Raw genomic sequence first — 24,143 nt, 5'->3', positions numbered from 1 at the left:
TGAGCCTAGTCGGGGCCGTGTTGCACGGATGTTTCCTTCTTTCGGATTCCTTACGAACGGGCCGCACCCCCTCCGAACGCGGTTAGCCTCGGGGACGTGGGTGACACCCGACACAGGCAAGACACCGCCGTCGCCGCTCTCGCAGGAGCCGCCGCGGCGATCCTGGGCGCGGGCCTCGGGGAACTGTCAGCGGCCCTCCTCGCTCCGTCGTCGAGCCCCTTCGCCGTCATCGGCGGAGCGATCATCGATGCAGCGCCCCCGTGGGGCAAGGATCTTGCGATCGCCCTGTTCGGCACGAATGACAAGATCGCGCTGCTCACGGGCATCGGGATCGTGCTCGTGCTGCTGGCCGGTGTCGCCGGCATCCTGCAGCTGCGCAAGCCCCCGTGGGGTCTGGTCATCCTCGGTGCGTTCGGCGTCGTGGGCGCTGTCGTCGCCCTCACGCGCAGCGACGCCAGCGGCATCGCATGGCTCCCCTCCGTCATTGCGGGCATCATCTCGGTCATGGCACTGCGGTACCTCATCGGTCTGGTGCGACGCAGCGGGGTTCGCGATGACGACGCTGCCGACACGGATGCCGACACCCGGCCAAGTCGCCGCCAGGCACTCGTCTGGATGGGAGGCGCAACAGCTGTGGGCGTCATCGCGGGTGTAGCCGGGAACCTCGCCCGCGGTGGCGCCCGCGCCGTGACGACGGTCCGCGAGGCGCTGAAGCTACCGGCCCCCGCGACGACCGCCCCACCGATACCCGCGGGCGCCGAGCTCGACATCCAGGGGATCTCGCCCCTCATCACTTCGAACGCCGACTTCTACCGCATCGACACGGCGCTCGTCGTTCCCCAGGTTGACCCCGCGACCTGGAGTCTGCGCATTCACGGCATGGTCGAGGAAGAGGTCGAACTCACCTGGGACGAGCTGCTCGCGCTCCCGCTGGAGGAGAGCACGACGACCCTGACGTGCGTCTCCAACAACATCGGCGGCGACCTCATCGGCAATGCCGTGTGGCTCGGCTATCCGATCCGCGAACTGCTCGCCAGGGCGCGCCCGACGGCGGATGCCGACATGGTGCTGTCGACCTCGGTCGATGGGTTCACCGCCGGGACGCCGCTGGAAGCGCTGACCGATGACCGCAATGCGATCCTCGCGATCGGCATGAACGGAGAACCTCTTCCTCCCGAGCATGGATTTCCGGTGCGGATGGTCGTGCCAGGCCTCTACGGCTACGTGTCGGCCACGAAGTGGGTCGTCGATCTCGAGGTCACCCGGTTCGATCAGGCCGAGGGGTACTGGACGCCGCGCGGCTGGTCGGAGCTCGGCCCCGTCAAACTGCAGTCCCGCATCGACGTCCCGCGGTCGGGCGTGACCGTGCCGGCAGGCCAGACCGTCATCGCCGGCGTGGCGTGGCAGCAGCACGTCGGGGTCGCCGGCGTCGAGGTGAAGATCGATGACGGCCCGTGGCAGCAGGCCGAGCTTGCTACCGCGGTCTCGGATGACACCTGGGTGCAGTGGAGCATCCCGTGGAACGCGACGGATGCCGGTCAGCACACCATTCGCTGCCGCGCCACGAACGCAGACGGCGAGACCCAGACGTCCGACCAGGCCCCGCCCGCTCCCGACGGCGCAACCGGCTGGCACACCATCATCGCCAACGTCGCCTAATCGGCATCCTCATCGCGCGAGACTGCACTCTGCCCGCGAAACCGCGCTCGGAGCGAACGGTTTCGCGGGCACGTTGCAGTCTCGCGTTGCAGCGGCGGGCGGGGGCGGTCAGGCCGCGAGGACGAATCGCAGCTGCTCGACTGCCCAGTCGATCTCGGTGGCGCGGATGACCAGTGGTGGCGCGATCCGGATGGTCTGGCCGTGCGTGTCCTTGACGAGCACGCCGCGGGCCAGGAGTCGCTCGGCAACCTCACGGCCGGTTCCGACCCGCGGATCGATGTCGATGCCAGCCCAGAGGCCGGCGACCCGAACGGCGGTGACCCCGTGGCCGACGAGGTCCGCGAGGCGCGATGCGAGGTGCTCCCCGAGCGCGCGCGCCCGCTCCTGGAACTCACCGGTCGAAAGCATCTCGACGACGCGCTCACCGATGGCCGCGGCCAGCGGGTTCCCCCCGAAGGTCGACCCGTGTTCGCCGGAACGGATGACGCCCAGTACGTCGGCGTTTGCCACGACAGCCGACAGGGGCAGGATGCCGCCACCGAGCGCCTTTCCGAGCAGGTAGATGTCGGGGACGACCTGTTCGCGGTCGCACGCGAAGGTCTCGCCCACGCGGCCGAGCCCTGACTGGATCTCGTCGGCGATGAGCAGCACGTTGTGGCGATCGCAGATCTCGCGAACCTCCCGCAGGTAGCCCTCCGGCGGCACGATGACGCCGGCCTCACCCTGGATCGGCTCGAGAAGAACCGCCGCCGTGTTCTCGTCGATGGCTGCCTCGATGGCCGCAGCATCCCCGAACGGAACCTGCGCGAAGCCGCCGCTGTAGGGGCCGAAAGCGTCGCGCGCGGCTGGATCGTCGGAGAAGCCGACGATCGTGATGGTGCGGCCGTGGAAGTTCCCTCCCGCGACGATCACGCGCGCGGCATCCGTGGGGATGCCCTTGACCCGATACCCCCACGCGCGCGCGACCTTGATGCCGGTCTCGACGGCCTCGGCGCCGGTGTTCATGGGCAGCACCATGTCTTTGCCGGCGAGCTTCGCAAGCGCCGCAGCAAACGTTCCGAGCTTGTCGTTGTGGTAGGCCCGGCTCGTGAGTGTCAGCCGTTCCAGCTGCTCCCGCGCCACCGCCAACAGAGCCGGATGCCCGTGGCCGAAGTTCAGCGCCGAGTAGGCCGACAGCAGGTCGAGGTAGCGCTTGCCCTCGACATCCGTCACCCACACTCCCTCGCCGCGGGAAATCACGACCGGCAGCGGGTGATAGTTGTGAGCGAGGTGCTCGTCTTCTGCCCGGATGATCTCGAGTGTGGTCGTATCGACGGAGATCTGGTCGGCGCTCATACCGATTCCCGCTTCGCGCGCAGCTCCAGCGTGCAGCACTTGATGCCGCCGCCACCGAGCAGGAGCTCGGACAGGTCGATGAGCACCGGGTTGTAGCCGCGCTCGCGCAGCTGCGCCTCGAACCCGGTCGCGCGTGGGGAGATGAACACGTTGTATCCGTCGCTGGCGGAATTCAGGCCGAACACGGCGCCGTCGGCATCCGAGACGCGGATGGCGTCGGGGAAGCGCTCGGCGAGAATCTGCTGGCTTGCCTCGTCGAAGGCGCCCGGAAGGTAGGCGATGTTCGCGGCATCGGGCCCGCCCTGGGCGGCACCGACGACGGGATCGAGCACCGAGATCGCGGTGTCGAGGTGGTAGAACCGCGGGTCGGTGAGGGTCAGTGACACGACCTCCCTGCCAAAGACATCGCCGACCTCGCGGTGGCTGTCGCCGGTGGAGCGGAAACCGGTGCCGGCGAGGATGACGTCGCCCGCAAGCAGGAAGTCGCCCTCGCCCTCGTTGACTTCCTCGGGGATGACGGTCTCGAACCCTGCGGCACGGAACCAGTCGATGAAGTGGCGCTCCTCGCCGGCGCGCTCGGCGAAGCGGAACTTCGGCGCGTACGCGATGCCGTCGATGATGAAACCACCGTTGGCGGTGTAGACCATGTCGGGCAGCCCCTCGGCGGGGTCAATCAGTTCGACCTGGTGACCGAGCTGCAGGTAGGTGTCGTAGAGCACCTGCCACTGCGCGACAGCCTTGGCGGTGTCGGTGGGCTTCGCGGGCTCCATCCACGGATTGATCGTGTAGCTGACCGTGAAGTGCTCGGGTCGGCACATCAGGTAGCGGCGGCGCTGAGCCGTGCGGGTCGTCGGGGCATTGTGTGCGGGCGTCGTGGTCGTCACGTCGTTCTCCAGGAGAGTGCGGCTGGCGGACGCTGTCCAGAGGCCCGACGGAGCAGAAAGATGCCGACGACACGGGCACGCCGGCATCCATTGTCGCACGATCGCCCCGCGCGGCGCTGGCATCCGGCCCCGCGCGGTGCGGCTAACTCCTCAACGTTGACTCCCGCGAGGTAGTTCGGGAGCTCGACCCGGCAAATCCAACGTGGAGTTGAGGAGTTAGCCACGGCGCGCGAGCGCTACTCAACCGTCACGACGACCTTGCCCACGGCGTGCCCCGCATCCACATGGGCCAGTGCGTCGCGGGCTGCGTCAAACGGGTACGTCTGTTCGATCACGGGTCGGATGCTGCTCTGAGCGGTCAGTTCCACCAGCTGCGTCAGGATCTCGGTCTTCGCGGCGGCAGCGAGGGGACGGATGCGGCGGCGGCGCCGCGACAGGAAGACGGCTGCCAGCATCCGTCCCATCGGGCCGAGGATCTTTCCTCCAGCGCCCGAGACGAGCACGACGGTGCCGCCGTCTCGCAGCAGCCCCTGGAGTTCGGTGAGCGGGGCGGTGCCGGCGATGTCGATCACCGCGTCGAAGGATCCCGCGGGAAGCTCGGGAGATCCCGGCTGCACCCGCGTGTAATCGAACGCGTGGCCGGCCCCGAGGTCTGCCACGAGATCGAGCGCCCGCTCGCCGGCCAGTGCCCACACCTCGGCGCCGCGCTGGGCGGCAAGCTGCACGGTGAAGGTGCCGACCCCTCCCGCCGCACCGATCACGAGCACGCGGCTGCCGGAAGCGACGTGCGCGGCATCCAGGGCCTGCACTGCTGTTCCGCCTGATACGGGCAGCGCGGCGGCGAGCTGCGCCGAAACGTCGGCGGGCCGGGCTACCGCTCTGGCGGCAGGCATGATCGCGTACTCGGCTAGACCCCCGCCGACGCCGATCTCGGCCACCAGCTCGTCGCCGATCCGAAAGCCCGTCACCCCGGGTCCGACCGCGACCACCGTGCCCGCGACATCCATTCCTCGCGTGCGAGCCCGGGGGCGACGGATGCCGAACGCGAGCCGCACGAGGTACGGGTCGCCGCGCATCAGGCGCACGTCTCCGGCGTGGATGCCGCACGCTCGTACGCGGACGAGAAGGTCAGTGGCGCCCGGTGTGGGCACGGGGAGCTGATCGGACACGACAACCTCGGGTCCGCCATAGCTGTGCTGGAGCCACGCGGGCATCGTGGTCGCGGGCGTCGAAGAGCCCGGGGCGGATACGTTCTCGGTCATGCTGTCGCTCCGTCTGCGGCATCCGTCGGGTACTGGAAGAGGTCGTCGATCGCGACTCCGAACAGTCGCGAGAGTTGAAAGGCGAGTTCGAGGGAGGGCGAATACTTGCCCTGCTCGATCGCGATAAGCGTTTGGCGGGTGACCCCGATGCGCCGCGCCACCTCGGCCTGCGTCATCCCGGCAGCCTCACGGGTCGCGCGAATGGTGTTGGTGATTCTCGTCGGCTTGACCATTACGGCATCCCCCGGCGATACACGACGATGCGGGCGATGCCGCCGATGAAGGCGGAAAGGAAGAAGCCGGCGAAGACCGCGTTGCCGATCCAGAACCACTCGGCCTGCACCATCGCGAGGATGAGGGCTGCCAGCCCGCCGATAACCATGAACGCCTGTCCGACCCGGTCGCCGAGATGCTCGATCTCCCGGTCGCGCTGATCGGCACGGTGTTCCTCGTCGGGGTCACGCATGCCCGCGCCGATTCCCCACAGGATGCTGATCACAATCGAAACCACGATGGCCCCGACGATCGTCCAGATCATCGGCCACTGCCAGGCGATCTCACCCACGGGCAGTGACCACACCTGTGGCAGCACCAGCGCCAGGTACACGATGGTCCCGACGGCGCTCGCGATCAGTTGCGACCAGGTGTTTCTCTCGACGTACCCCATGTCGATCATCCCCGTCCGATGTATAGAATCTTTGACATTGCCGAGCGTACGGCTCCGGCGCTCACTATGTCAAGTTTTCTTTACATATACTCGGTCGCCCTGGGTGTCAGGCCAGGCCGAGGCGCGCGAGGTAGGCGTTGGTGAACCGGCCGCCGGGGTCCATTCGCGAGCGGAGAACCGCGAACTCGTCCCATCTCGGGTACCTGCTGCGGATGCGGTCGGCATCCATCGCGAAGACCTTGCCCCAGTGGGGCCGTGCCGACGCGGGCAGGGCGTCTTCGATGCGCGGCAGCAGCGCTTCAACACCGGCCGGGTCGGGTCGCCACGTGAAATGAAGACCGACGGTCTCACGCCCGAACGCGGGGCTCAGCCACAGGTCATCGGCTGCCATCGTGCGCACCTCGCACACGTAAAGCAGCGGGGCGATCGCCGGCGCGAGCGCTCTCAGCGCCTCGACCGCGCCGGGAACATCGCGCCGGTCGACGAGGTACTCGCTCTGCAGTTCCGCGCCGGCTGACGGCGTGAACTCGAGCCGGAAGTGCGGCAGCCGCGAGTGCCACGGACCGGGAACCCCGCCCTGCACCGTGCAGGGCTCGGGCCCGACGCCGGGTACCGGATGCCGCGGGCCGTCTGCCTCGCGCCCGCCGGCTGCCAGCACGGCGTCGGCATTCGCTCGCCCCGGACGCGCCTTCACCCAGACCTGGTCGATCGTGTCGGCATCCTGCCACGTCGTGAACAGGCTGACGCTGTCTCCCGCGCCCGTGACCGCGTCGAACCGGGCGAGCACGTCGTCCCACCGGGCGCTGTCATAGACCGTCTGCGCAATCTCGTAAGCCGGTCCGAGCTCGAGCGTCAGATGCGTGACGATGCCGAGCGCTCCCAGCCCCACGACGGCGCCGTCGAAGTCAGGATCGCCGCGTCGCAGCGTCAGCGCCTCGCCGTCGGCGGTCATCAGCTCGACGCCGAGCACCTGTGTGGCAAGCGAGCCGATCCGATCTCCCGACCCGTGAGTCCCGGTCGCCACGGCACCAGCGACGGAGATGTGCGGCAGCGAGGCGAGGTTGGCGAGCGCGAACCCGGCGGCATCCAGGGCGGGCACCAGATCGCCGTGGCGAAGACCCGCCGAGACGCGAGCCGTGGCGGCATCCGTGTCGATCTCGATCTCGCGCGGCATGCTCGCGAGCGACACGAGCACGCCATCCGTGTCGGCGATCGGGCTGAACGAGTGACGGCTTCCGAGCGCCCGCACCCGCGGAGTCTGGGCGACGATGTCGGCGAGCTCGCCGAGGCTCGCAGGCTCCCGCACCCCCTCGGCTCGGTATGTGAGGTTCCCCGCCCAGTTCGTCTCGACCATGCCCCCCATTCCAGCATGTCCGGGCCGGCGCGCAACGCGGGGTCGGCTGGTCGCAACGGCGCACGGTTTAGCCGACACGCCGGCACACGGATGCCGCACCCGGCGTGTCGAGGATGATCTGCGCCGTTGCGGCTCGCCACGGCGCCGCGCGGGGGCCCGGTGTTACCGTGTGACTGGCGAGAGGAGGCCGACGGATGCGTAACGCGACCGGTGCGCTGCTCGCCCTCATCCTCTCGACGCTCGGCCTCCTGGCCCTCGCGGATGCGAACACCGTGACGTTCGCGGTGGTCGTCGTCACGACAATCGCGCTCGCCGTCGGCGCGCTCCACGCGATCACGCGGCCGGGATCAACGCGGCAACGCCTCGCCCGCGCCGGCGGACAGATCGACCCTTCCGCGCTCGTGGAACAGAGCGACCCGGATGCCGAGGGCCACGCCCGCCCGAGGGCACCGGGACTCGCGGCCTAGGCCGCCACCCGTTCGTCCCGCTCCTCCGGAGCTCCCGCCCGCATCCGTCATGGGGCGCGCCCGGACGTTCGATGACCCTGCGGCCAGACGCACCCGCATCCGTCATCGACCCACCGGGAGTCCGCCATGGACCTGTTCGCCTTCCCTCCGCTCGCCTTCCTTCTCGACACCGCCTACCAAACGCTCATGGGCCTATCTGACCTGCTCGCACCTCTCGCGGGCGCCGCATCAGCCGCCCTCGCCATCGTCATCATCACCCTGTTCGTGCGCGCCGCGCTCATTCCCGCCGGCATCGCCCAGGCCCGCTCGGAGCAGGTACGCGCTCGTCTGGCACCGCGACTGCGGGAGATCCAGAAGCGGTTCCGCAAAAACCCCGAACGGATGCAGCGCGAGATGATGCAGCTCTACCGCGATGAGAACACCTCACCGCTCGCCGGCATCCTGCCCGCACTGATCCAGGCTCCGATCGTCGGCCTGATCTATGCGGTGTTTCTGCGCACGACCGTCGCCGGTCACCCGAACGACCTGCTGAGCGAGCACCTCTTCGGCGTACCGCTGGGTACCAGCTTCGTCCACTCCCTGGGTCAGTTCTCGGCCGAGACGGCGCTCGTATTCGGCATCCTTCTCGCGCTGATGGCGGCCGTCGCCGAGGTTACGCGGCGCGCCTTTCACCCACCGCTTCCCCCGGACCCGGATGCATCGCCCCTGGCATCCGCCGGCGTGCAGCGCGCACTGGGGTTCCTGCCCTACCTGACCCTCGTGCTCGCGGCGTTCGTGCCGCTGGCCGCCGCGATCTACCTCGCCGTCACCGTTACCTGGACTCTCGGCCAGCGCTGGATCCTGCGACGGATCTACCCGCTCGAGTGATGCCGGGGCCGCAACGGCGCACGGCGTGACCGCCACGCCGGCACACGGATGCCGTAGCCGGCGTGTCGGGCAAGATCTGCGCCGTTGCGACCAAGCAACCGCACCGCCCGCGTGGGGTTCTCGCGGCTAGATCACCTCGGCCGACCAGGAGTCGGGGTTGCCGAAGCGGTGGGCGGTGATGGTGATCGACTGCTCGTGCAGGAACGGGAGCAGCTCGATGCGGCCCGCTGTGGTCACCTCGTTGTCGTAGATCGCGACATCCGGGTCCCCGCCGACGGCCTCGGCGAGCGCGGAATGCAGCGCCGCCACCGCGTCGGCACCGCCGACCAGCCGCACCCGGGGCGGGCGGGTCGGCCGCGGCTCACCGGCGACGGCATCCGCGACACCCTGCTCGGGGCGGGCGACGCGGTCGAGCCACTCGTCCTCGGTCTCGACGAAGACGTTGACGTCCTGATCGCTCAGCGCACGGCGGACGGCAGCGGGCAGGCCGACGGGGGCACTGACGGTGGTCACCGACCCGGTACGGATGCCGGCAAGGATGACGCGCAGCAACGCCTGCCACGTCGCATCCCCCGTTGCCCGGATGGCGACCTCGACCGGTCGGTAGCGGAAGAGGTTTCGCTCGACGCCCAGCCGCGAGACATCCGTCACCCGTCCGAACTCTTCGTTCCAAGCGACAGCATCCGAGAGCGCGGCGCGGCGGAGCCACTCGAACGCCGGGTAGTCGAGCGATGCCTGGGCAGCCTCGATGACTGTCGTGATGCGCGAATCGAGACCGCGCAGGTGCAGCGTTGACGAGGGGGCACCGGCATCCGTCCCGCGCCACCTGCCGAGGCCGACGAGGTAGTTCGGGCCGCCGGCCTTCGTGCCGGGCCCGACCGACGAGCGCTTCCAGCCACCGAACGGCTGACGTTGCACGATCGCCCCGGTGATCCCGCGGTTCACGTAGAGGTTGCCGGCCTCGACGGTGTCGAGCCAGAGCGCGAGGTCGTCGGGGTTCTGGGTGTACAGGCCCGCCGTGAGACCGTAAGCGACGGCGTTCTGCAGCTCGATCGCGTGGGAGAGGGAGTTCGCGTGCATGACCCCGAGCACGGGTCCGAAGAACTCCTCGAGGTGCACGCGCGAACCCGGCTCAACCCCGACACGGATGCCTGGACGGAAGAACCTGCCGGAATACTCGGGTCCGTAATCCAGCGGCTCGGGGGTGACGAGCCACTGCTCGCCCTCGTCGAGGGTGGTCAGCGCCCACTGCAGCTTGCCGCGGGGCGGTTCAATCACGGGGCCCATTTCGGACCGAGGATCAGTCGGCGGCCCCACCCGCAGCGCGGTCGCGGCATCCACGAGCTGACGCGCGAAACGCTCCGAGCGCCCGACCGGGCCGACGAGGATCGCGAGCGACGCCGCAGAGCACTTCTGTCCCGCGTGCCCGAAGGCGCTCTTCATGAGATCGGATGCCGCGAGGTCGAGGTCTGCAGACGGCATGATGACCATCGCGTTCTTGCCGCTCGTCTCGGCCAGCAGCGGCAGATCCGGCCGCCAGGAGCGGAACAGGGCTGCCGTCTCGAACGACCCGGTCAAAATGACGCGATCGACATCCGGATGCGAGATCAGCTGCTGTCCGAGGCCGCCTTCGTCGATGTCGACGAGGGCGAGCACGTCGCGCGGGACTCCGGCCTCCCAGAGGGCCTCGGCGACAACCGCAGCGCAGCGCCTTGCCTGTGGTGCGGGCTTGAAGATGACACCCGACCCCGCGGCGAGCGCGGCCAGCACACCGCCCGCGGGAATCGCGATGGGGAAGTTCCACGGCGGCGTGATGACCGTGAGGCGCGCGGGAACGAACACCGCGCCGCTGACCCGATCGAGCTCCCGCGCGGTCGCGGCGTAGTAATTGGCGAAGTCGACGGCCTCGCTCACCTCGATATCCGCCTCGGCGAAGACCTTGCCCGTTTCGGATCCGGCGACCTCGATCAGTTCGCCGCGCCGAGCCTCGAGCGCCCGGGCTGCAGCCTGCAGCACCGCCGACCGGTCGGCTGCCGGCATCGCGCCCCACCGAGGTGCCGCGTCGCGGACTCCGGCGATGATTTCCTCAAGCCGATCGGCGTCCGCGACCCGGGATGCCTCGATCGTGGCATCCCCTGCCGTCGAAACCGCCATGCGCTCGAGCACCTGCCGGGCCCACTCACGGTTCGCCGGCAGAGCCGGGTCGGTGTCGCGAGCGTTGCGGAACCCCGGCGCGCCGGCTGCAACGCCGTCGGACTCGGTCGCGGAGTAGATCGCCGTCTCGACGTACTCAACGCCCCCGAAGCGGGCGATTCCATCGTCGGATGCCGCGGAGCTGGCGATTCCGAGCACGGCCTGCGTCAGACCACCGACATGGGGCGGCGGGGCATCTCGAAGAATGCGCGGCCCGCCGACCCCGTCGGCAGCTTCTTCCTGCGCCCGGTTCTGCCGACGGTTGGGGCCGGTCGCAAGCCCGGCATCGGCGGCTCGTTCGAGGGATGCCACGAACCGATCCCGTTCGCGCTCGAACAGCGCAGGATCGTCGGCGAGATCGAACGCGACCGACAGGAAGTTCTCGCTCGACGCGTTCTCTTCCAGCCGCCGCACGAGATAGCTGATCGCAACGTCGAACTCCTGCGGGTGCACGACGGGGACATAAAGGAGGACGTGTCCGACCTCGCGTGAGATAGCGGCGACCTGGCCTTGCGCCATTCCGAGGAGCATCTCGATCTCGATGTCCTCGCGCACGCCCCGCTCGCCGGCGAGTAGCCACGCGTAGGCGATGTCGAAGAGGTTGTGACCGGCGACGCCCAGTCGCACAGCAGCCGTGTTCTTCGGCTGCAGCGCCTCGTCGAGGCAGCGCAGGTAGTTGGCGTCGGTGTCCAGCTTGCGGTCGTAGGTAGCCAGGGGCCAGTCGTGCACGATCGCGTCAACCCGCTCCATCGCAAGGTTGGCGCCCTTGACGAGGCGGACCTTGATGCGGGCACCGCCGCCCACGACCCGCTGGCGCGCCCACGCCGTGAGCTCCCGCAGCGCGGGAAGCGCATCGGGCAGGTAGGCCTGCAGGACGATCCCCGCCTCGAGGTCGCGCAGCCGCTCGTCCTCGAGGATGCGGGTGAAGACCGCGATCGTCAGGTCGAGGTCGCGGTACTCCTCCATGTCGAGATTGATGAAGGTGCGGCCGCCGTTCTCCGGCAGCCCCGCCGCGGCGGTGAGGTACAGCGGCGTGAGGCGCTCGACGACGGCATCCACGATCTCATCGAAAGCCCACATCGAGATATGGCTCGCGATCGCCGAGACCTTCACCGAGACGTAGTCGACATCGGGGCGACGGATGAGGTCGTGGATGCCCTCGAGCCGGCGCAGCGCCTCACGTTCACCGAGAACGGCTTCGCCCAGCAGGTTCAGGTTCAGTTTCGCGCCGCCCTCACGCAGCGCCGCGATAGCGGGGCCGAGCTTGTCGGGTCGGGCGTCGACGACCAGGTGCGAGACCATCTCGCGCAGCGCGCGCCGGGCGATCGGCACGACAGGCGTCGGAAGCACGGGCGCGACTGCCCCGCCGACCTTCACGGCACCGCGCAGGTACCACGGCAGAAACTCCGGCGCGAGCGGCGCGATGCGCGAGAGCGTGGATGCTGCGGCGGTGAGGCTCTCGGGCCGCATGACACCGTCGACGAAGCCGATCGTGAACGGCAGGCCGTTCGGATCCTTCAGGACTCCGGCGAGGCGCTGGGCCGAGGCATCCGCGGGGAACTCGGCGGCTTCGGCGACCCAGCGCGCGGCGAGGTCGATCGCGCGCTGCGCCAGGTCGCCCGACGGCGCGGATGGCGCCGCGTCGGGGGTCTCCTGCATGCGATCAGCCTACGTCCGGGCGACCCGCAGAAGAGGTTGCAGCGGCCGGGTTCAGCTCCAGACGCTCGGCGCCTCGGCCTTCGTGGGAGGGAGGGCGGATGCCGCTGCCCAGTCGTGGATCCAGGACGAGACATCCGGGGTGTCGTCGGGGCGGCCGACGGCGGCGAAGAACTCGTCGTGGGTGACCGTTCCGCCAGCGCGCTTGAGCATGCGCGAGCGGATGATCGCACGGGCGAAGATCTCGCCGTTCACGACGGCGCGATGCTCGAGGTACAGCGCCTTGTCGTCGTGACCAATAAAGCGCGACTCAACATCGAAGCGCTGCCAGAGCTGGAGCGACTTGCGAAACGAGATCGTCTCGCTCGAGACCACGGCGTACCAGCCCTGCTCACGCATTGCGTCAAGCAAACCCGACCTGATCAGCAGGTCCCAGCGCCCGAGATCGAACAGCGACAGGTATCGACCATTGTTCATGTGCCGCAGGATGTCGATGTCAGTCGGCAGCGTCGTGAGCCGAATCCGCGCGACGCCGGTGGGCGACGCTAGCCCCTCGCGGCGCTTTCGCCGCCGCGCTCGCCACATCACGAGCATCGTTCGCCACATCACGTTCACGAGGGGCGATGCTAGGGGAGAACGCGTCGCGGGGGCACGCGGTTGTGGGATTCCCACAGCGCGGGCCCGCCGCATCCGCTCGTCTTTTGCGCCGATTTCTCTCCCCGTGATCGCCCGCGTAGAGTCTGGCCATGAACGCCGAAACGCAGACGGATGTCGTCGTTAGGCCCGTGCGTGATGTCGACGCACAGGAACTCGGTCGCGTCCACGCGACGTGCTGGCACGAGACCTACGACCACCTCATCAGCAAGGCAGCACTCGAGAACGTCTCGCCGAAGAGACTCGCCGAGCTGTGGACGCACTGGGCCGCCCAGGGCGATGAGTACCGCATGAGCGCGGCGCTCGTTGACGGCGAGATCGTCGGATTCGTCGGGTCGGGACCTGCCCGAGACGACGATGCTCCGCGTGAGCGCGAGCTCTATTTCATCTACCTGCTGCACCGCTTCCACGGCACCGGTGTCGGACAGCAGCTCTTCGATGCCGCGGTCGATGAGGGCGAGGGCCTGTACCTCTGGGTAGCCGCCGACAACCCGCGGGCTCATCGGTTCTATGCGCGCAACGGCTTCGCCCTCGATGGCGCCACGCACGACGAGGCCTTCCTCGGCGAGACGCTCACCGAGGTCCGTTTCGTCCGGTGACAGCGGGGCGTGACGGGTCTGCTCGAACGGACCGTCGGTGACATCGCTGCAGATCTGGGCACTCGACGGCATCCCCGAGATCGTCACCGGTGACGACCTCGTCACCGTGATCGCGAGTGCGGTCGGCGGCTCGCTCGCCGACGGCGACATCCTGGTGGTCACCTCCAAGATCGTCTCGAAGGCAGAGGGGCGTTTCGTCGCCGCAGCCGACCGTGAGGATGCCATCACCGCCGAGACCGTGCGCGTCGTCGCGACGCGGATGGCGGCATCCGGGCACACCACCCGGATCGTCGAGAATCGCCTCGGAATCATCGCCGCGGCTGCGGGAGTCGACGCGTCCAACACACCCGACGGCACGGTGCTGCTCCTTCCCGTTGATCCGGATGCCTCAGCCCGCGCCCTCGCCGCGGGGGTGCGCGAAGCAACGGGCGCCGAAGTCGGCGTCATCATCAGCGACACCCTCGGGCGAGCATGGCGCGAGGGCCAGACCGACACCGCGATCGGCGCGGCCGGCATCCGGGTGTTCGATGACCTCCGCGGGGCGACGGACGCCGAGGGGCGGCCGCTCGTGGTGACGATGCCGTGTGTGGCCGACGAGCTCGCTGCAGCTGCCGACCTTGTGAAGGGAAAGACCGGACGCACGCCGGTTGCGGTCATTCGGGGACGAAGCGACCTCGTGGGTTCGCTCGAGCTGCCCGGTGCCCATTCGATCATCCGAGCACGCGAGCACGACATGTTCCACACCGGCGCCGCCGAGTCCTACGCCGCCGGCCGCGCCGCGGGGCTCGTTGCGGCTCGGGAGGCCAGCGGCGGCGACGGAGGCGCGAAGCTCTGAGCTTCCCCCTCCGTCGCTTTTCGCATCAGCGTGCGGCGCGCAGCATCACTTGTCCGGCCGAGACCTCCACTGAGATCGTGCTGTCAGCGCCCGGGTCGCTGCCGAGCTGATTGCGGAAGTTGCCGGCTGAGACATCAGAGGTGACGTCGTACGCCCCGTCGGGAACGACGAGGGTGAGCGAACCAGCGCTCACTCCGGCACGGATGTCGCTGGGCTGAGCCCCACTGAACGCGGCATCCATCGACCCGGCGCTGACCGTCAGGTCCGCGGTGTCAACATCCGCGAGGTTGAGCACTGCGCGCCCCGCAGACAGGTCGACCGACACGTCCTCGGCGGATCCGTCGAGCGTGAGCTCCCCCGCACCGACAGTGAGGTCGACGACACCGAACTCGCCCTCGGCGTGGAACGACCCCGCGCCCATCTGAAGCTCGGCATCCAGGCCTTCGAGGTCTTCGGGCAGCGTGAGCACAGCCCGGCCGCTGCCCCCGAAGATCCATCCCATCCCCCATTCCCAGCTGGGGGAAGCAACGGTGAGGGTGTCACCGTTGCGCTCGAGAGTCCACCGATCCCCACCGAAGGGCGCGGTGACCTCGAGCTCTGCCTCGTCGACATCGGCATACTCCACGGCCAGTGACCCGGCGTTCAGTTCGATCGCGAGCGCATCGACACCGGGCACCGCCACCGTCGATGATGCTGTCGACACGGCGGCCGCCCGGATTGTGCTGAAGACCGCCCCGACGATGGTGCCGAGCACGATCAGGGCACCGAGGACGATGATCAGGATGGCGACGACGGTGGACGATCCGCGCGGCCCCGAAGGGGTGGGTCCGGGGTCAGCCGCTGGCAGATCCGGCCCGGCCGGCGATACGGGAGCGGCTGGCGGAGTGAGATTCGTGGTCATGAGAGTTCTCCCGTCTGGGGCGGCATCCCGCCGTGAGCGATGTGGGCGAGGGCGGCGAGCACCCGCCGGTTGCCGGAGTCGTCCTGCTCGAGGTCGAGCTTCTGGAAGACCGCGGTGATGTGTTTTTCGACGCTGCCCTCACTGATGTGGAGGGTCCGCCCGATGGCCTGATTCGACTTGCCTTCTGCGATCAGCGCGAGCACCGTGGCTTCCCGGTCGGTGAGTCGCCGCATCCGTTCGTCGCGTGCTCGTCTGCCGAGCAGCTGCGCCACGACCTCGGGGTCGAAGACCGTGCCGCCGGCCGCGATGGCATCGACGGACTCGAGGAACTCGGCGACGTCGGCCACCCGGTCCTTCAGCAGGTAGCCGAGGGCCCCGCCGCGTCCGGCGATGAGCTCACTCGCGTAGCGCTCCTCCACGTACTGCGACAGCACCAGCACGGGAAGCTCGGGCCGCGAGGCGCGCAGACTGACGGCAGCGCGGATGCCTTCGTCGGTGCGGGTCGGGGGTAGGCGAACATCCAGGATGCACAGCTGAGGGTCGAGGTCGGCGACAGCATCGGTCAGGCCGTCGGTGTCGCCGAGGGCCGCGACCACCTCGTGGCCGGCATCCTCGAGCAGGCGAACCAGGCCCTCCCGCAACAGGACCGAGTCTTCGCAGATCACGATGCGCATGGCAGGCTCACTTCCACTGTCGTCGGACCGCCGACGGGACTGTCGACGGAGAAGGTGCCGCCCGCGCCGATCGCTCGGTTCGAGATGCCGTCCAGTCCCCCGCCGGGAATGATCTGAGCACCGCCGATGCCGTTGTCTTCGATGCGGGCCCAGAGCACGCCACCCTCGCGCTGGCGCACCAGCACCCGCGCTTCGGTCGCGCGCGAGTGCTTTGCCGCGTTGGTGAGAGCTTCGGCGATGACGAAGTACGCGGCGGCCTCCGCTGTCGGTGCGCAGCGCTCCGTGATCCGAACATCGAGCACGACGGGCACGGGCGATCGCGCCGCCAGGGCCGACAGGGCCGCATCCAGCCCCCGGTCGTCGAGCACCGATGTGTGGATGCCGCGCGCCAGCTGCCGCAGCTCGGTGATCGCCGCCTTCGTCGAGGTGTGTGCCTCGGCGATGAGCTCCTTCGCGGCTGCGGGATCGGAGTCGATCTTCTGCTGCGCGAGACCCAGCGTCATCCCTACTGAGACGAGCCGCGGTTGCACACCGTCATGCAGGTCACGTTCGATCCGGGTGCGCTCGACGTCTGCCGCGCGCACCGCGCCGGCACGCTGAGCCTGCGATTGCCGGGCCTGCTCTGCCAGGACTGCCTCTTGTGAGGGGATCACGATCGCGCGGGCGAGAACGCCGTGCAAGATGGCGAGACCGACGATGGTTGCCAGCGCCAGCAGAGACACGACGATGCCGACCGGGACTGCCCAGGCTGTGGACACGTCGATCCACGTGCTGCCCAGGCGCACGGCATCCGCGGTTCCCGCGTACAGCGGTGAGAAGGCGAGCGCGACACCGGATGCTGTGACGCCGACCAGACTCAGCACGATCCAGCCGAGGATCGTCGCGATCGCACCATTTGCTACCGCGCGCCACATGCCCGGGTCGATGAACTGCAGCCAGATGGTGTGGAGGAAGCCGCCGAATCCGGGCTTGGCGCTGCGCCGCGGGCGACGGGCGGGAAGCCCGAACCGGTAGAGCCCGTCGATGCGCGCGTTCTCGAGCCAGCTCAGCGCGAACAGAACATAGACGAAGGCGAGCAGGAAGAGGAGTCCGATCCCGATCACGGGCAGAAGCCCGAGGCCGAGCCCCAGAAGTGTCATGAGAATCGCGAAGACCCCGGGGCCGATCACACCGAGGGCCGCGAGCTGAGCGATCGCTCCCGCCACGCGCGCAGGTGTCGCGACCGGCCGAGGCGGCGAATACGTTGTCGTCATGCCTCCACGGTAGGTTCCGGCATCCGCTTTGCGCGTCCCTGCCAGCCGGTCGAATCCCGGGGGGATAACCCCCGGCATCCGGCCGGGTTCGCCGAAGCCCCGTCACGGATGCCTCGGCGAACGCACGGTGTCAGCGGCTCGAGACCGTCCCAAACAGACGCGCGATCGGTGCCAGCACGAGGGGACGGGCAGCGACCCACGCTGCCGCGATCACGACCAGCGACAGCACGAACAGCCAGAACCCGACCCAGTTGTCGGCGTCGGTCGCCGCGTACATGTGGTTGAGGTTGCGCAGGGCCCCGGTCGCGAACACCAAGATGACGTGGATGACGATGAACACCACGAAGTACAGCATCACCGGGAAGTGGACCTTGCGTGCCCACTCGACCGGATACGCCTTGTTCAACGCCTTGGCGTTCTTGGGCCAGATGCCGCTCATCCGCACGCCGGTGATGATCGCCAGCGGTGCAGCAACGAACACCGTCGTGAAGTAGGCGAGCTGCTGCAGGGAGTTGTAGTTGACCCAGCCGTTCTCGGTCGGCCAGTCCAGTGACACGTACTGCAGCGCCGCCGACAGGGCGTTCGGGAAGACCTCCCACGACGTCGGCACGATCCGCATCCACTGCCCCGTGACGAACAGCAGCACCACGAAGATGAGGCCGTTGACGATCCAGAGGATGTCGAGGGCTTGGTGGAACCAGATCGTCAGGCTGACCTTGCCCTTGGGCTTGTTCCGCGGCGCCCAGAACACGCTCGGGCGCTTCTCGGTGCGGATGGTGAGGCCGGACCGGATGATCAGCACCATCAGGAACACGTTGAAGAAGTGCTGCCAGCCGAGCCACGCCGGGAAGCCCACCGGCGCACCCTCGGGCAGGTGGTATTCGCCGGGGTAGGTCGCGAGGAAGTCCTGCATCCCGTCGAGGGAGAGCAGCCAACGCACGGCCAGCACTGCCATGCCTGCAGCGAAGAGCAGCCCGAGGCCGCCCACGATGACGGTGCCTGCCCACTGCGCCCGCGTGAACGGGCCGACGCGGGTGGGCTCTGGCCGCGGCGCGGGGCGCATGCGGGCTGACGCACCCTCCCACACCGTCCGCGTGAACGGCAGCGGCACGCTTACGTCGAACGCCGGGCGCTCGGCGACCGCTGCGGTGGAAACCACGGAACCGGCATCCGTCTGCGCTTCGTGCGCCGCAACACGCCGTGCATCGTCGTCGGAGCCGACGCTTTGGGGCAAACGAACCGCGGCGCCGGATGTCGAGATCGCGGCGACCATCTCGGACGTCGGCCACGGCTCTCCGCCGGGAACGCGAGGTAGCCCCCGACGCACTGCGCGCAAGGAGGCTTCGGTGGAGACGACCACTCCCGCGTGTGCTGCAGTTTCATGCGACGGCTGCGTATCTTCCCGCAGCTCCTGCACAGACGTGCCGCTGTCGGGCGACGGTGCGGTCGCGGGGGTGGGGACGCCGGCGACGGCGACCACGGATGCCGGCGGCCACGGCTCGCCGCCGGGGACGCGGGGCAACCCCCGGCGCACAGCCCGCGCAGCCAGCGCGACTGTGGCGGCAGCCGTCACCGCGGCCACTCCCGCGGGTGCGGCAGTTTGGTGCGACTGCGGCGCATCTTCCCGCAGCTCCTGCGCAGAACTGCCGCTCTCGTGTGAGGCGACGCCGGCAGACACGGATGCCGCAACCGGCGCCTCGGCCGGCGGTACGGATGCCGAACTCAGCGCACCGGGGATCTCACCGGCTGGCGGCCAGGGGTCGCCGCCGGGCGTGCGGGGAAGGCCGCGACGCAGGGTGCGCGCGTAGGTCGCCATCGCGTCAGGCCTTCTTCGCCTGCAGCGTCTCGATCAGCTGCGGCACGACGGTGAAGAGGTCCCCGACGACACCGAAGTCCGCGATCTCGAAAATCGGAGCGTCGGCATCCTTGTTGATCGCGACAATCGTCTTGGCAGTCTGCATTCCGGCCTTGTGCTGGATCGCGCCGGAGATGCCCAGTGCCACATACAACTGCGGCGCAACCGACACGCCGGTCTGCCCGACCTGAGCAGACTGCGCAATGTAGCCGGCGTCCACGGCGGCCCGCGACGCGCCAACGGCGGCGCCGAGCACATCGGCGAGCTCACCGACCAGCGCGAACTTCTCCTCCGAGCCCAGGCCACGGCCACCCGAGACGACCTTCGCCGCGCCGCGCAGCTCAGGGCGGGCGGAGGTCACGACGACCTCGTCGACCGACCCGATGGTCGCCGCCTTGCGGCCGGACGTGGCAACGTCGAGCTTCTCTGCGACAAGAGGCTGAGCCTGCGCACGCGAATCGATCGACCCCTGGCGAACCGTGATCACGGGAGCACCGAATGTGGCGGCAGCCTCGACGTTGTAGGCACCGCCGTAGACGGAGTGGTGCGCCACGATTCCTTCGTCGTCACGCGTCACGCCGACGGCATCCACGCACAGCGCCGAACGCGACCGCGCAGCGTACCGACCTGCGGTCTCACGCGACTCGATCGAGTGCGACAGCAGCACGGCATCCGGGTTCACGAGCGCGGCAGCTGCGGCAACGGCATCCGTTGCTGGTACGCCCAGTGCCTCGCCGAGCCCCGCGGGCGTCGCGGTGAGCACGAGCGCCGCCCCGAGCTCCGCCGCCGCGGGTGCGAGGGCCTCGGCGCTGTCTCCGACGATCAGCGCGACCGGGGTTCCGACGCCTGCCGCAGCCCCCAACAGGCCAGCGGCGCTCGGCGCGAGCGCGCCACCGGGGGTGACATCGAGTACGACAAGAACAGCATCAGCTGCGATATCCACCATCATCTGCCCCTTAGACCAACCGGTTCGAGATCAGGAACTCCGCAAGCTGTACGCCAGCGTCGCCCTCGTCGACAACCTTCACACCTGCCGCGCGCGGCGGCTTCTGCGCCACTGCGATCATGATCGAGCGCGCCGCATCCGGGTCATCGGCGACGACCCCGAGGTCCGCGAGCGACACCGTGTCGACCGGCTTCTTCTTGGCCGCCATGATGCCCTTGAAGTTGGGGAACCGCGCGTCAGGAAGCCGTTCGGTGATCGAGATCACCGCCGGAAGAGCAGCGGATGCCGTCATCGATCCGCCATCGACCGACCGCTCACCCGAGACCTCGGACTCGGTGATCGTCACGGAGTTCATGCTCGTGATGCTCGGGACATCGAGCAGCTCCGCGATCATCGACGCCATGACACCGCCAGAGCCGTCCGTGGACTGGTTTCCCGTGATGACGAGGTCGAAGCCGGCGCGGGAGATCGCGGCCGACAGCGCCTGGGCGCTGAGCCCCAGATCGGCGCCCAACAGCGCGTCATCGACGACGTGCACAGCGGATGCCGCCCCCATCGCGAGGGCCTTGCGCACCGATCCGGATGCCGACTCCGGCGCCATCGTCACCACGACGACCTCGGTGCCCGGGTTGGCATCCGCGTACGACAGCGCGACCTCGAGAGAGCGCTCACCGATCTCGTCGATGACAGCTTCGCTGGCACCTCGGTCGGCCAGTCCCGTCTCGAGATTGAGCACTCGATCCCCCCACGTGTCGGGGACTTCTTTCACCAGGACGAGAATCCTCATCGCGCTCCTCCTTCTTGCATCGAGTCTATGGTCGCCGGCTCACCGCGATTTCGGTCACCGACCGCTGAATCGGGGGGCACGCTTCTCACGGAAAGCCGCCATCCCTTCTTTCTGGTCATCCAGGGCGAACAGAGCGGCGAACGCCTGCCGTTCGAACCGCAGGCCCTCGGCCAGTCCGCTTTCCTGCGACGCTCGCAAAGCGTCCTTGGCCGCGTAAGCGACGGGCAGGGACTTCGCAGCGATCGACTCGGCCACCGCCATCGCCTCGGTGGTGAGGTCAGCTGCCGGAACCACCCGGGACACCAGGCCCGCGCGCTCGGCCTCGACGGCATCCATCATGCGGCCTGTCAGGACGAGCTCGGCAGCCTTGTAATACCCGATAGCGCGCGTGAGCCGCTGCGTCCCACCGAGTCCCGGAATGACGCCGAGGTTGATCTCGGGTTGCCCGAACGTCGCGGTGTCGGCGGCCAGGATGATGTCGCAGCTCATCGCGAGTTCGCATCCGCCACCGAGCGCGAAGCCCGCGACAGCGGCGACGATCGGCGTGCGGGCTCGGCCGAGGGCTTCGAGTCCGGCAAAGGGGCTGTCGACGGTCATGTCCCGCACTGATTTGTCGGCCATCTCCTTGATGTCCGCGCCCGCGGCGAAGGCCCGCTCCGAGCCGGTCAGCACGATGCATCCGATCTGCTCATCGGCATCGAACGCGACAACGGCGGCACCGAGCTCGGTCGCGAGTGTCGAGTTCAGCGCGTTGAGCGCCTCGGGGCGGTTCAGCTGGATCCAGCCGACGCGCCCCCGGGTCTCGACCACGATGGTCTGGAACGAGGTTGATTCCGTCATGCTCGTTTTCCTCTCACGCCGCTGGGAGGCAGCCACACCCGCGTCGATCCTGTCGAATGCACCGGCGCTCCTGCCAACCGGTTGTAGGTGGCCTACAGCCGCTCGATGATGGTGGCGTTAGCCATCCCGCCGCCCTCACACATCGTCTGCAGTCCGTAGCGCCCGCCGGTGTGTTCGAGATAGCCCAGGAGAGTGCCGAGCAGCCGCGTTCCGGATGCGCCGACGGCGTGCCCGAGCGCGATCGCACCACCCCACGGGTTGAGCTTGTCGGGATCGGCGCCGAGCTCCTGCTGCCACGCCAGCGGTACTGACGCGAAGGCCTCGTTGACCTCATAGGCGTCGAGGTCATCGATCGACAACCCTGCGCGATCCAGGATGCGGCGCGTTGCCGGGATCGGCGCGGTCAGCATCATGATCGGGTCGTCACCGACGACGGCGAAGGCGTGGAAACGGGCGCGAGGTGTGAGACCCAGCGCGTTGGCCCGCTCTTCACTCATGATCAGCGCCGCGGAGGCGGCATCCGTCAGCGGCGACGAGGTGCCCGCGGTGATCCGCCACTCCAGGCCCGGGAAGCGTTCGGTGAGTTCCGGAGTGCGGAAGGCCGGCGCAAGGCCAGCCAGCTGCTCGGCTGTTGTGGCTGGGCGAATCGTCTCGTCGGTGTCCACGACCCCATCCGGCGTCGCGACCGGGAGCATCGCGTCCGCGAACCGGCCCGCTGCCGCCGCGTGAGCTGCCCGCTGGTGGGACTGCGCAGCGTAGGCATCCAGTTCGTCGCGCTCGAATCCCCAGCGCGCGGCGATCAGCTCGGCCGAAACACCCTGATTCACCAAGCCCTCGGGGTAGCGGCGACGGATGCCGTCGGCATCCGCCCCACCCTCGCCCGCCGAGCCCAGCGGAACGCGGCTCATGGACTCGACGCCCGCCGCGATCACGATGTCGTACGCACCGGCGATGACTCCCTGCGCAGCGAAGTGCACGGCCTGCTGACTAGAGCCGCACTGCCGATCGATCGTCGTGGCGGGCACCGACTCGTCGAACCCCGCTGCGAGCACTGCCTGACGAGCGATGTTGGTGGCCTGATCGCCGATCTGACTCACACACCCCATCAGGACGTCATCGATCTGGCGCGACTCGAGTCCGTTGCGCTCCAGGAGCGCCGTCAGCGTCGTGGCGGCAAGGTCGACAGGATGCACGCCCGACAGCGCTCCTCCGGGCTTGCCCCGCCCGGAGGGCGTCCGGACGACGTCGACGATGACGGCAGTGGTCACTCGGCGGCCTCCTCGGGGCGCTCTTGCACGGTGATCGCGGAGGTGTCGGGCACGTAGCCCTCGATGTGGCGCTCGTCGGCCCCGTTATAGGCCGAGAGAGGCCTGATGAGCGCGTTCGAGGCCTGCTGCTCCATGATGTGCGCTGTCCAGCCGACGACGCGCGCCGCGACGAACAGCGGCGTGAACGTGAGCGTGTCGAAGCCGATGAGGTTGTAGGCCGGCCCCGACGGGTAGTCGAGGTTCGGGTAGATGCCCTTGCGTGCCACGAACTCCGATTCGAGCGCGTCGTAGAGCGCCGCGACATCCGGGCGGTCGTAGTGGGCGACGAGGGTGTCGAGCGCCGCTTTCATCGTGGGAACGCGCGAGTCACCGCGCTTGTACACGCGATGCCCGAAGCCCATGATCTTGCGCTTCTCGGCGAGAGCCGTGTCGAGCCACGCTGACACGTTCTCGGCCGAGCCGATCTCGTCGAAGATGTGCAGCACTGCCTCGTTCGCGCCGCCGTGCAGGGGTCCCTTCAACGCGCCGATTGCACCGACCACGGCGGAGTAGAGGTCGCTGAGGGTCGAGGTGATGACACGGGCCGTGAACGTCGATGCGTTGAACGAGTGCTCGGCGTAGAGGATCATCGAGCGATTGAACGCATCCACGACGACCTCGTCGGCTTCTTCACCGAAGGTCAGCCAGAGGAAGTTCGCTGCATAGTCGAGGTCGTCGCGCGCATCGACCGGCTCGAGCCCGCGACGGCGCCGCTGACCGTAGGCCACGATCGCGGGCAGTTCCCCGAACAGACGGATGCTGCGCTCGAGGTTCTGCTGCGACGTGCCGACAGCATCCATGACGTTGAGGGTCCCGCGCGTCTCGCGGGCCCCGATGACGCTGACGGCCGTGCGCACCTCATCCATCGGGTGAGCGTCCAGCGGGATGAGGTCGATAGCGGCCTTGACGTCGGGCTGCAGCGCGCGGTTCTCGCGCTCCGTCTCGCGCAGGGTCGCAAGCTGCTCGTCTGTGGGCAGCTCCCCCGTCCACAGCAGGTGGGCGACGGCTTCACACGACTGGGTGGCAGCGAGTTCCTGCACCGGATAGCCGCGATAGAGCAGGCTGTTGGTATCGGGGTTGACCTTGCTGACACCGGTGTAGTCGACGACGACGCCAGCAAGCCCCTTCTTGATGTCGGTGTCGGTCAT

The 24,143-nt window shown here is 68.8% G+C and carries 22 protein-coding genes; 5 read left to right on the top strand and 17 right to left on the bottom strand.

Annotated features, from left to right (window positions below; translation table 11 throughout):
- Positions 1 to 96: 96 nt before the first annotated feature.
- Positions 97 to 1,659: a molybdopterin-dependent oxidoreductase gene (locus ACQVDU_RS08420; protein WP_443476850.1), complete on the top strand. Its 1,563-nt coding sequence runs from the start codon at positions 97 to 99 to the stop codon at positions 1,657 to 1,659.
- A gap of 108 nt (positions 1,660 to 1,767) precedes the next feature.
- Here the strand turns inward: ACQVDU_RS08420 and rocD are convergent, their stop codons facing one another.
- The 6 genes from rocD to ACQVDU_RS08390 form a co-directional block, all read right to left on the bottom strand.
- Complete coding sequence (rocD, locus tag ACQVDU_RS08415; RefSeq protein ID WP_331791916.1) at positions 1,768 to 2,994, bottom strand: ornithine--oxo-acid transaminase; 1,227 nt, start codon at positions 2,992 to 2,994, stop codon at positions 1,768 to 1,770.
- Positions 2,991 to 3,878: a dimethylargininase gene (gene ddaH, locus ACQVDU_RS08410; RefSeq protein WP_344677933.1), complete on the bottom strand. Its 888-nt coding sequence runs from the start codon at positions 3,876 to 3,878 to the stop codon at positions 2,991 to 2,993. The genes rocD and ddaH overlap by 4 nt, the downstream gene beginning before the upstream one ends.
- Before the next feature lie 236 nt (positions 3,879 to 4,114).
- The gene (locus ACQVDU_RS08405) at positions 4,115 to 5,140 is read right to left on the bottom strand and encodes an NAD(P)-dependent alcohol dehydrogenase (RefSeq protein ID WP_443476849.1); all 1,026 of its coding nucleotides are present in this window, start codon (positions 5,138 to 5,140) and stop codon (positions 4,115 to 4,117) included.
- The gene (locus ACQVDU_RS08400) at positions 5,137 to 5,373 is read right to left on the bottom strand and encodes a helix-turn-helix transcriptional regulator (protein WP_292707549.1); all 237 of its coding nucleotides are present in this window, start codon (positions 5,371 to 5,373) and stop codon (positions 5,137 to 5,139) included. The genes ACQVDU_RS08405 and ACQVDU_RS08400 overlap by 4 nt, the downstream gene beginning before the upstream one ends.
- Positions 5,373 to 5,807 (bottom strand): hypothetical protein, encoded by a 435-nt coding sequence (locus ACQVDU_RS08395; RefSeq protein ID WP_300590891.1) that lies wholly within the window; start codon positions 5,805 to 5,807, stop codon positions 5,373 to 5,375. The genes ACQVDU_RS08400 and ACQVDU_RS08395 overlap by 1 nt, the downstream gene beginning before the upstream one ends.
- Positions 5,808 to 5,913: 106 nt before the next feature.
- Entirely contained in the window at positions 5,914 to 7,161 is a 1,248-nt protein-coding gene (locus ACQVDU_RS08390) for an FAD-binding protein (protein ID WP_443476848.1), read from the bottom strand.
- 194 nt (positions 7,162 to 7,355) lie between these two features.
- Between ACQVDU_RS08390 and ACQVDU_RS08385 the strand changes: the two genes are divergently transcribed.
- Together ACQVDU_RS08385 and ACQVDU_RS08380 are read left to right on the top strand one after the other, a co-directional pair.
- Positions 7,356 to 7,628 carry a DUF6412 domain-containing protein gene (locus ACQVDU_RS08385; protein ID WP_300590893.1) on the top strand — a complete coding sequence of 91 codons (273 nt, stop codon included), beginning with the start codon at positions 7,356 to 7,358 and terminating at the stop codon, positions 7,626 to 7,628.
- A gap of 126 nt (positions 7,629 to 7,754) precedes the next feature.
- On the top strand, positions 7,755 to 8,495 hold the full coding sequence (locus ACQVDU_RS08380) for a YidC/Oxa1 family membrane protein insertase (protein ID WP_443476847.1): 741 nt from the start codon (positions 7,755 to 7,757) through the stop codon (positions 8,493 to 8,495).
- Between the two features lie 126 nt (positions 8,496 to 8,621).
- Here the strand turns inward: ACQVDU_RS08380 and ACQVDU_RS08375 are convergent, their stop codons facing one another.
- The gene (locus tag ACQVDU_RS08375; RefSeq protein WP_443476846.1) at positions 8,622 to 12,347 is read right to left on the bottom strand and encodes a proline dehydrogenase family protein; all 3,726 of its coding nucleotides are present in this window, start codon (positions 12,345 to 12,347) and stop codon (positions 8,622 to 8,624) included.
- 51 nt (positions 12,348 to 12,398) lie between these two features.
- On the bottom strand, positions 12,399 to 12,959 hold the full coding sequence (locus tag ACQVDU_RS08370; protein WP_443476845.1) for an acyl-CoA thioesterase: 561 nt from the start codon (positions 12,957 to 12,959) through the stop codon (positions 12,399 to 12,401).
- A gap of 131 nt (positions 12,960 to 13,090) precedes the next feature.
- Here ACQVDU_RS08370 and ACQVDU_RS08365 point away from each other — a divergent pair, with 131 nt between their 5' ends.
- Together ACQVDU_RS08365 and cofE are read left to right on the top strand one after the other, a co-directional pair.
- A complete protein-coding gene (locus tag ACQVDU_RS08365) occupies positions 13,091 to 13,597 on the top strand; it encodes a GNAT family N-acetyltransferase (protein ID WP_363493917.1) in 507 nt (168 codons plus the stop codon).
- Between the two features lie 46 nt (positions 13,598 to 13,643).
- Entirely contained in the window at positions 13,644 to 14,432 is a 789-nt protein-coding gene (gene cofE, locus ACQVDU_RS08360; protein WP_443476932.1) for a coenzyme F420-0:L-glutamate ligase, read from the top strand.
- Between the two features lie 25 nt (positions 14,433 to 14,457).
- Here cofE and ACQVDU_RS08355 read toward each other — a convergent pair whose 3' ends face one another.
- The 9 genes from ACQVDU_RS08355 to ACQVDU_RS08315 all read right to left on the bottom strand — a co-directional run bounded on the left by ACQVDU_RS08355 (position 14,458) and on the right by ACQVDU_RS08315 (position 24,143).
- Positions 14,458 to 15,333, bottom strand: coding sequence for a hypothetical protein (locus tag ACQVDU_RS08355; RefSeq protein ID WP_292707529.1), 876 nt, complete (start codon positions 15,331 to 15,333; stop codon positions 14,458 to 14,460).
- On the bottom strand, positions 15,330 to 16,007 hold the full coding sequence (locus ACQVDU_RS08350; protein WP_292707526.1) for a response regulator transcription factor: 678 nt from the start codon (positions 16,005 to 16,007) through the stop codon (positions 15,330 to 15,332). Before ACQVDU_RS08350 ends, ACQVDU_RS08355 begins: the two co-directional genes overlap by 4 nt.
- Positions 15,995 to 17,260, bottom strand: a complete 1,266-nt coding sequence (locus ACQVDU_RS08345) for a histidine kinase (protein ID WP_443476844.1) — start codon at positions 17,258 to 17,260, stop codon at positions 15,995 to 15,997. The genes ACQVDU_RS08350 and ACQVDU_RS08345 overlap by 13 nt, the downstream gene beginning before the upstream one ends.
- A gap of 130 nt (positions 17,261 to 17,390) precedes the next feature.
- Positions 17,391 to 19,076, bottom strand: coding sequence for a cytochrome b/b6 domain-containing protein (locus ACQVDU_RS08340; protein WP_443476843.1), 1,686 nt, complete (start codon positions 19,074 to 19,076; stop codon positions 17,391 to 17,393).
- Between the two features lie 4 nt (positions 19,077 to 19,080).
- A complete protein-coding gene (locus tag ACQVDU_RS08335; RefSeq protein ID WP_292707517.1) occupies positions 19,081 to 20,061 on the bottom strand; it encodes an electron transfer flavoprotein subunit alpha/FixB family protein in 981 nt (326 codons plus the stop codon).
- Between the two features lie 10 nt (positions 20,062 to 20,071).
- Complete coding sequence (locus tag ACQVDU_RS08330; RefSeq protein WP_292707515.1) at positions 20,072 to 20,848, bottom strand: electron transfer flavoprotein subunit beta/FixA family protein; 777 nt, start codon at positions 20,846 to 20,848, stop codon at positions 20,072 to 20,074.
- 54 nt (positions 20,849 to 20,902) lie between these two features.
- Positions 20,903 to 21,688: an enoyl-CoA hydratase-related protein gene (locus tag ACQVDU_RS08325; protein WP_443476842.1), complete on the bottom strand. Its 786-nt coding sequence runs from the start codon at positions 21,686 to 21,688 to the stop codon at positions 20,903 to 20,905.
- Positions 21,689 to 21,780: 92 nt separating this feature from the next.
- The gene (locus tag ACQVDU_RS08320; RefSeq protein ID WP_443476841.1) at positions 21,781 to 22,956 is read right to left on the bottom strand and encodes a thiolase family protein; all 1,176 of its coding nucleotides are present in this window, start codon (positions 22,954 to 22,956) and stop codon (positions 21,781 to 21,783) included.
- Positions 22,953 to 24,143 carry a bifunctional 2-methylcitrate synthase/citrate synthase gene (locus ACQVDU_RS08315; protein WP_300590696.1) on the bottom strand — a complete coding sequence of 397 codons (1,191 nt, stop codon included), beginning with the start codon at positions 24,141 to 24,143 and terminating at the stop codon, positions 22,953 to 22,955. Before ACQVDU_RS08315 ends, ACQVDU_RS08320 begins: the two co-directional genes overlap by 4 nt.

This window comes from Microbacterium sp. F2 (genome assembly GCF_052274505.1).
Taxonomy (GTDB): Bacteria; Actinomycetota; Actinomycetes; order Actinomycetales; family Microbacteriaceae; genus Microbacterium.
Note: the sequence above shows the minus strand (reverse complement) of the source record. Positions and strands in the feature narration are given on the sequence as shown.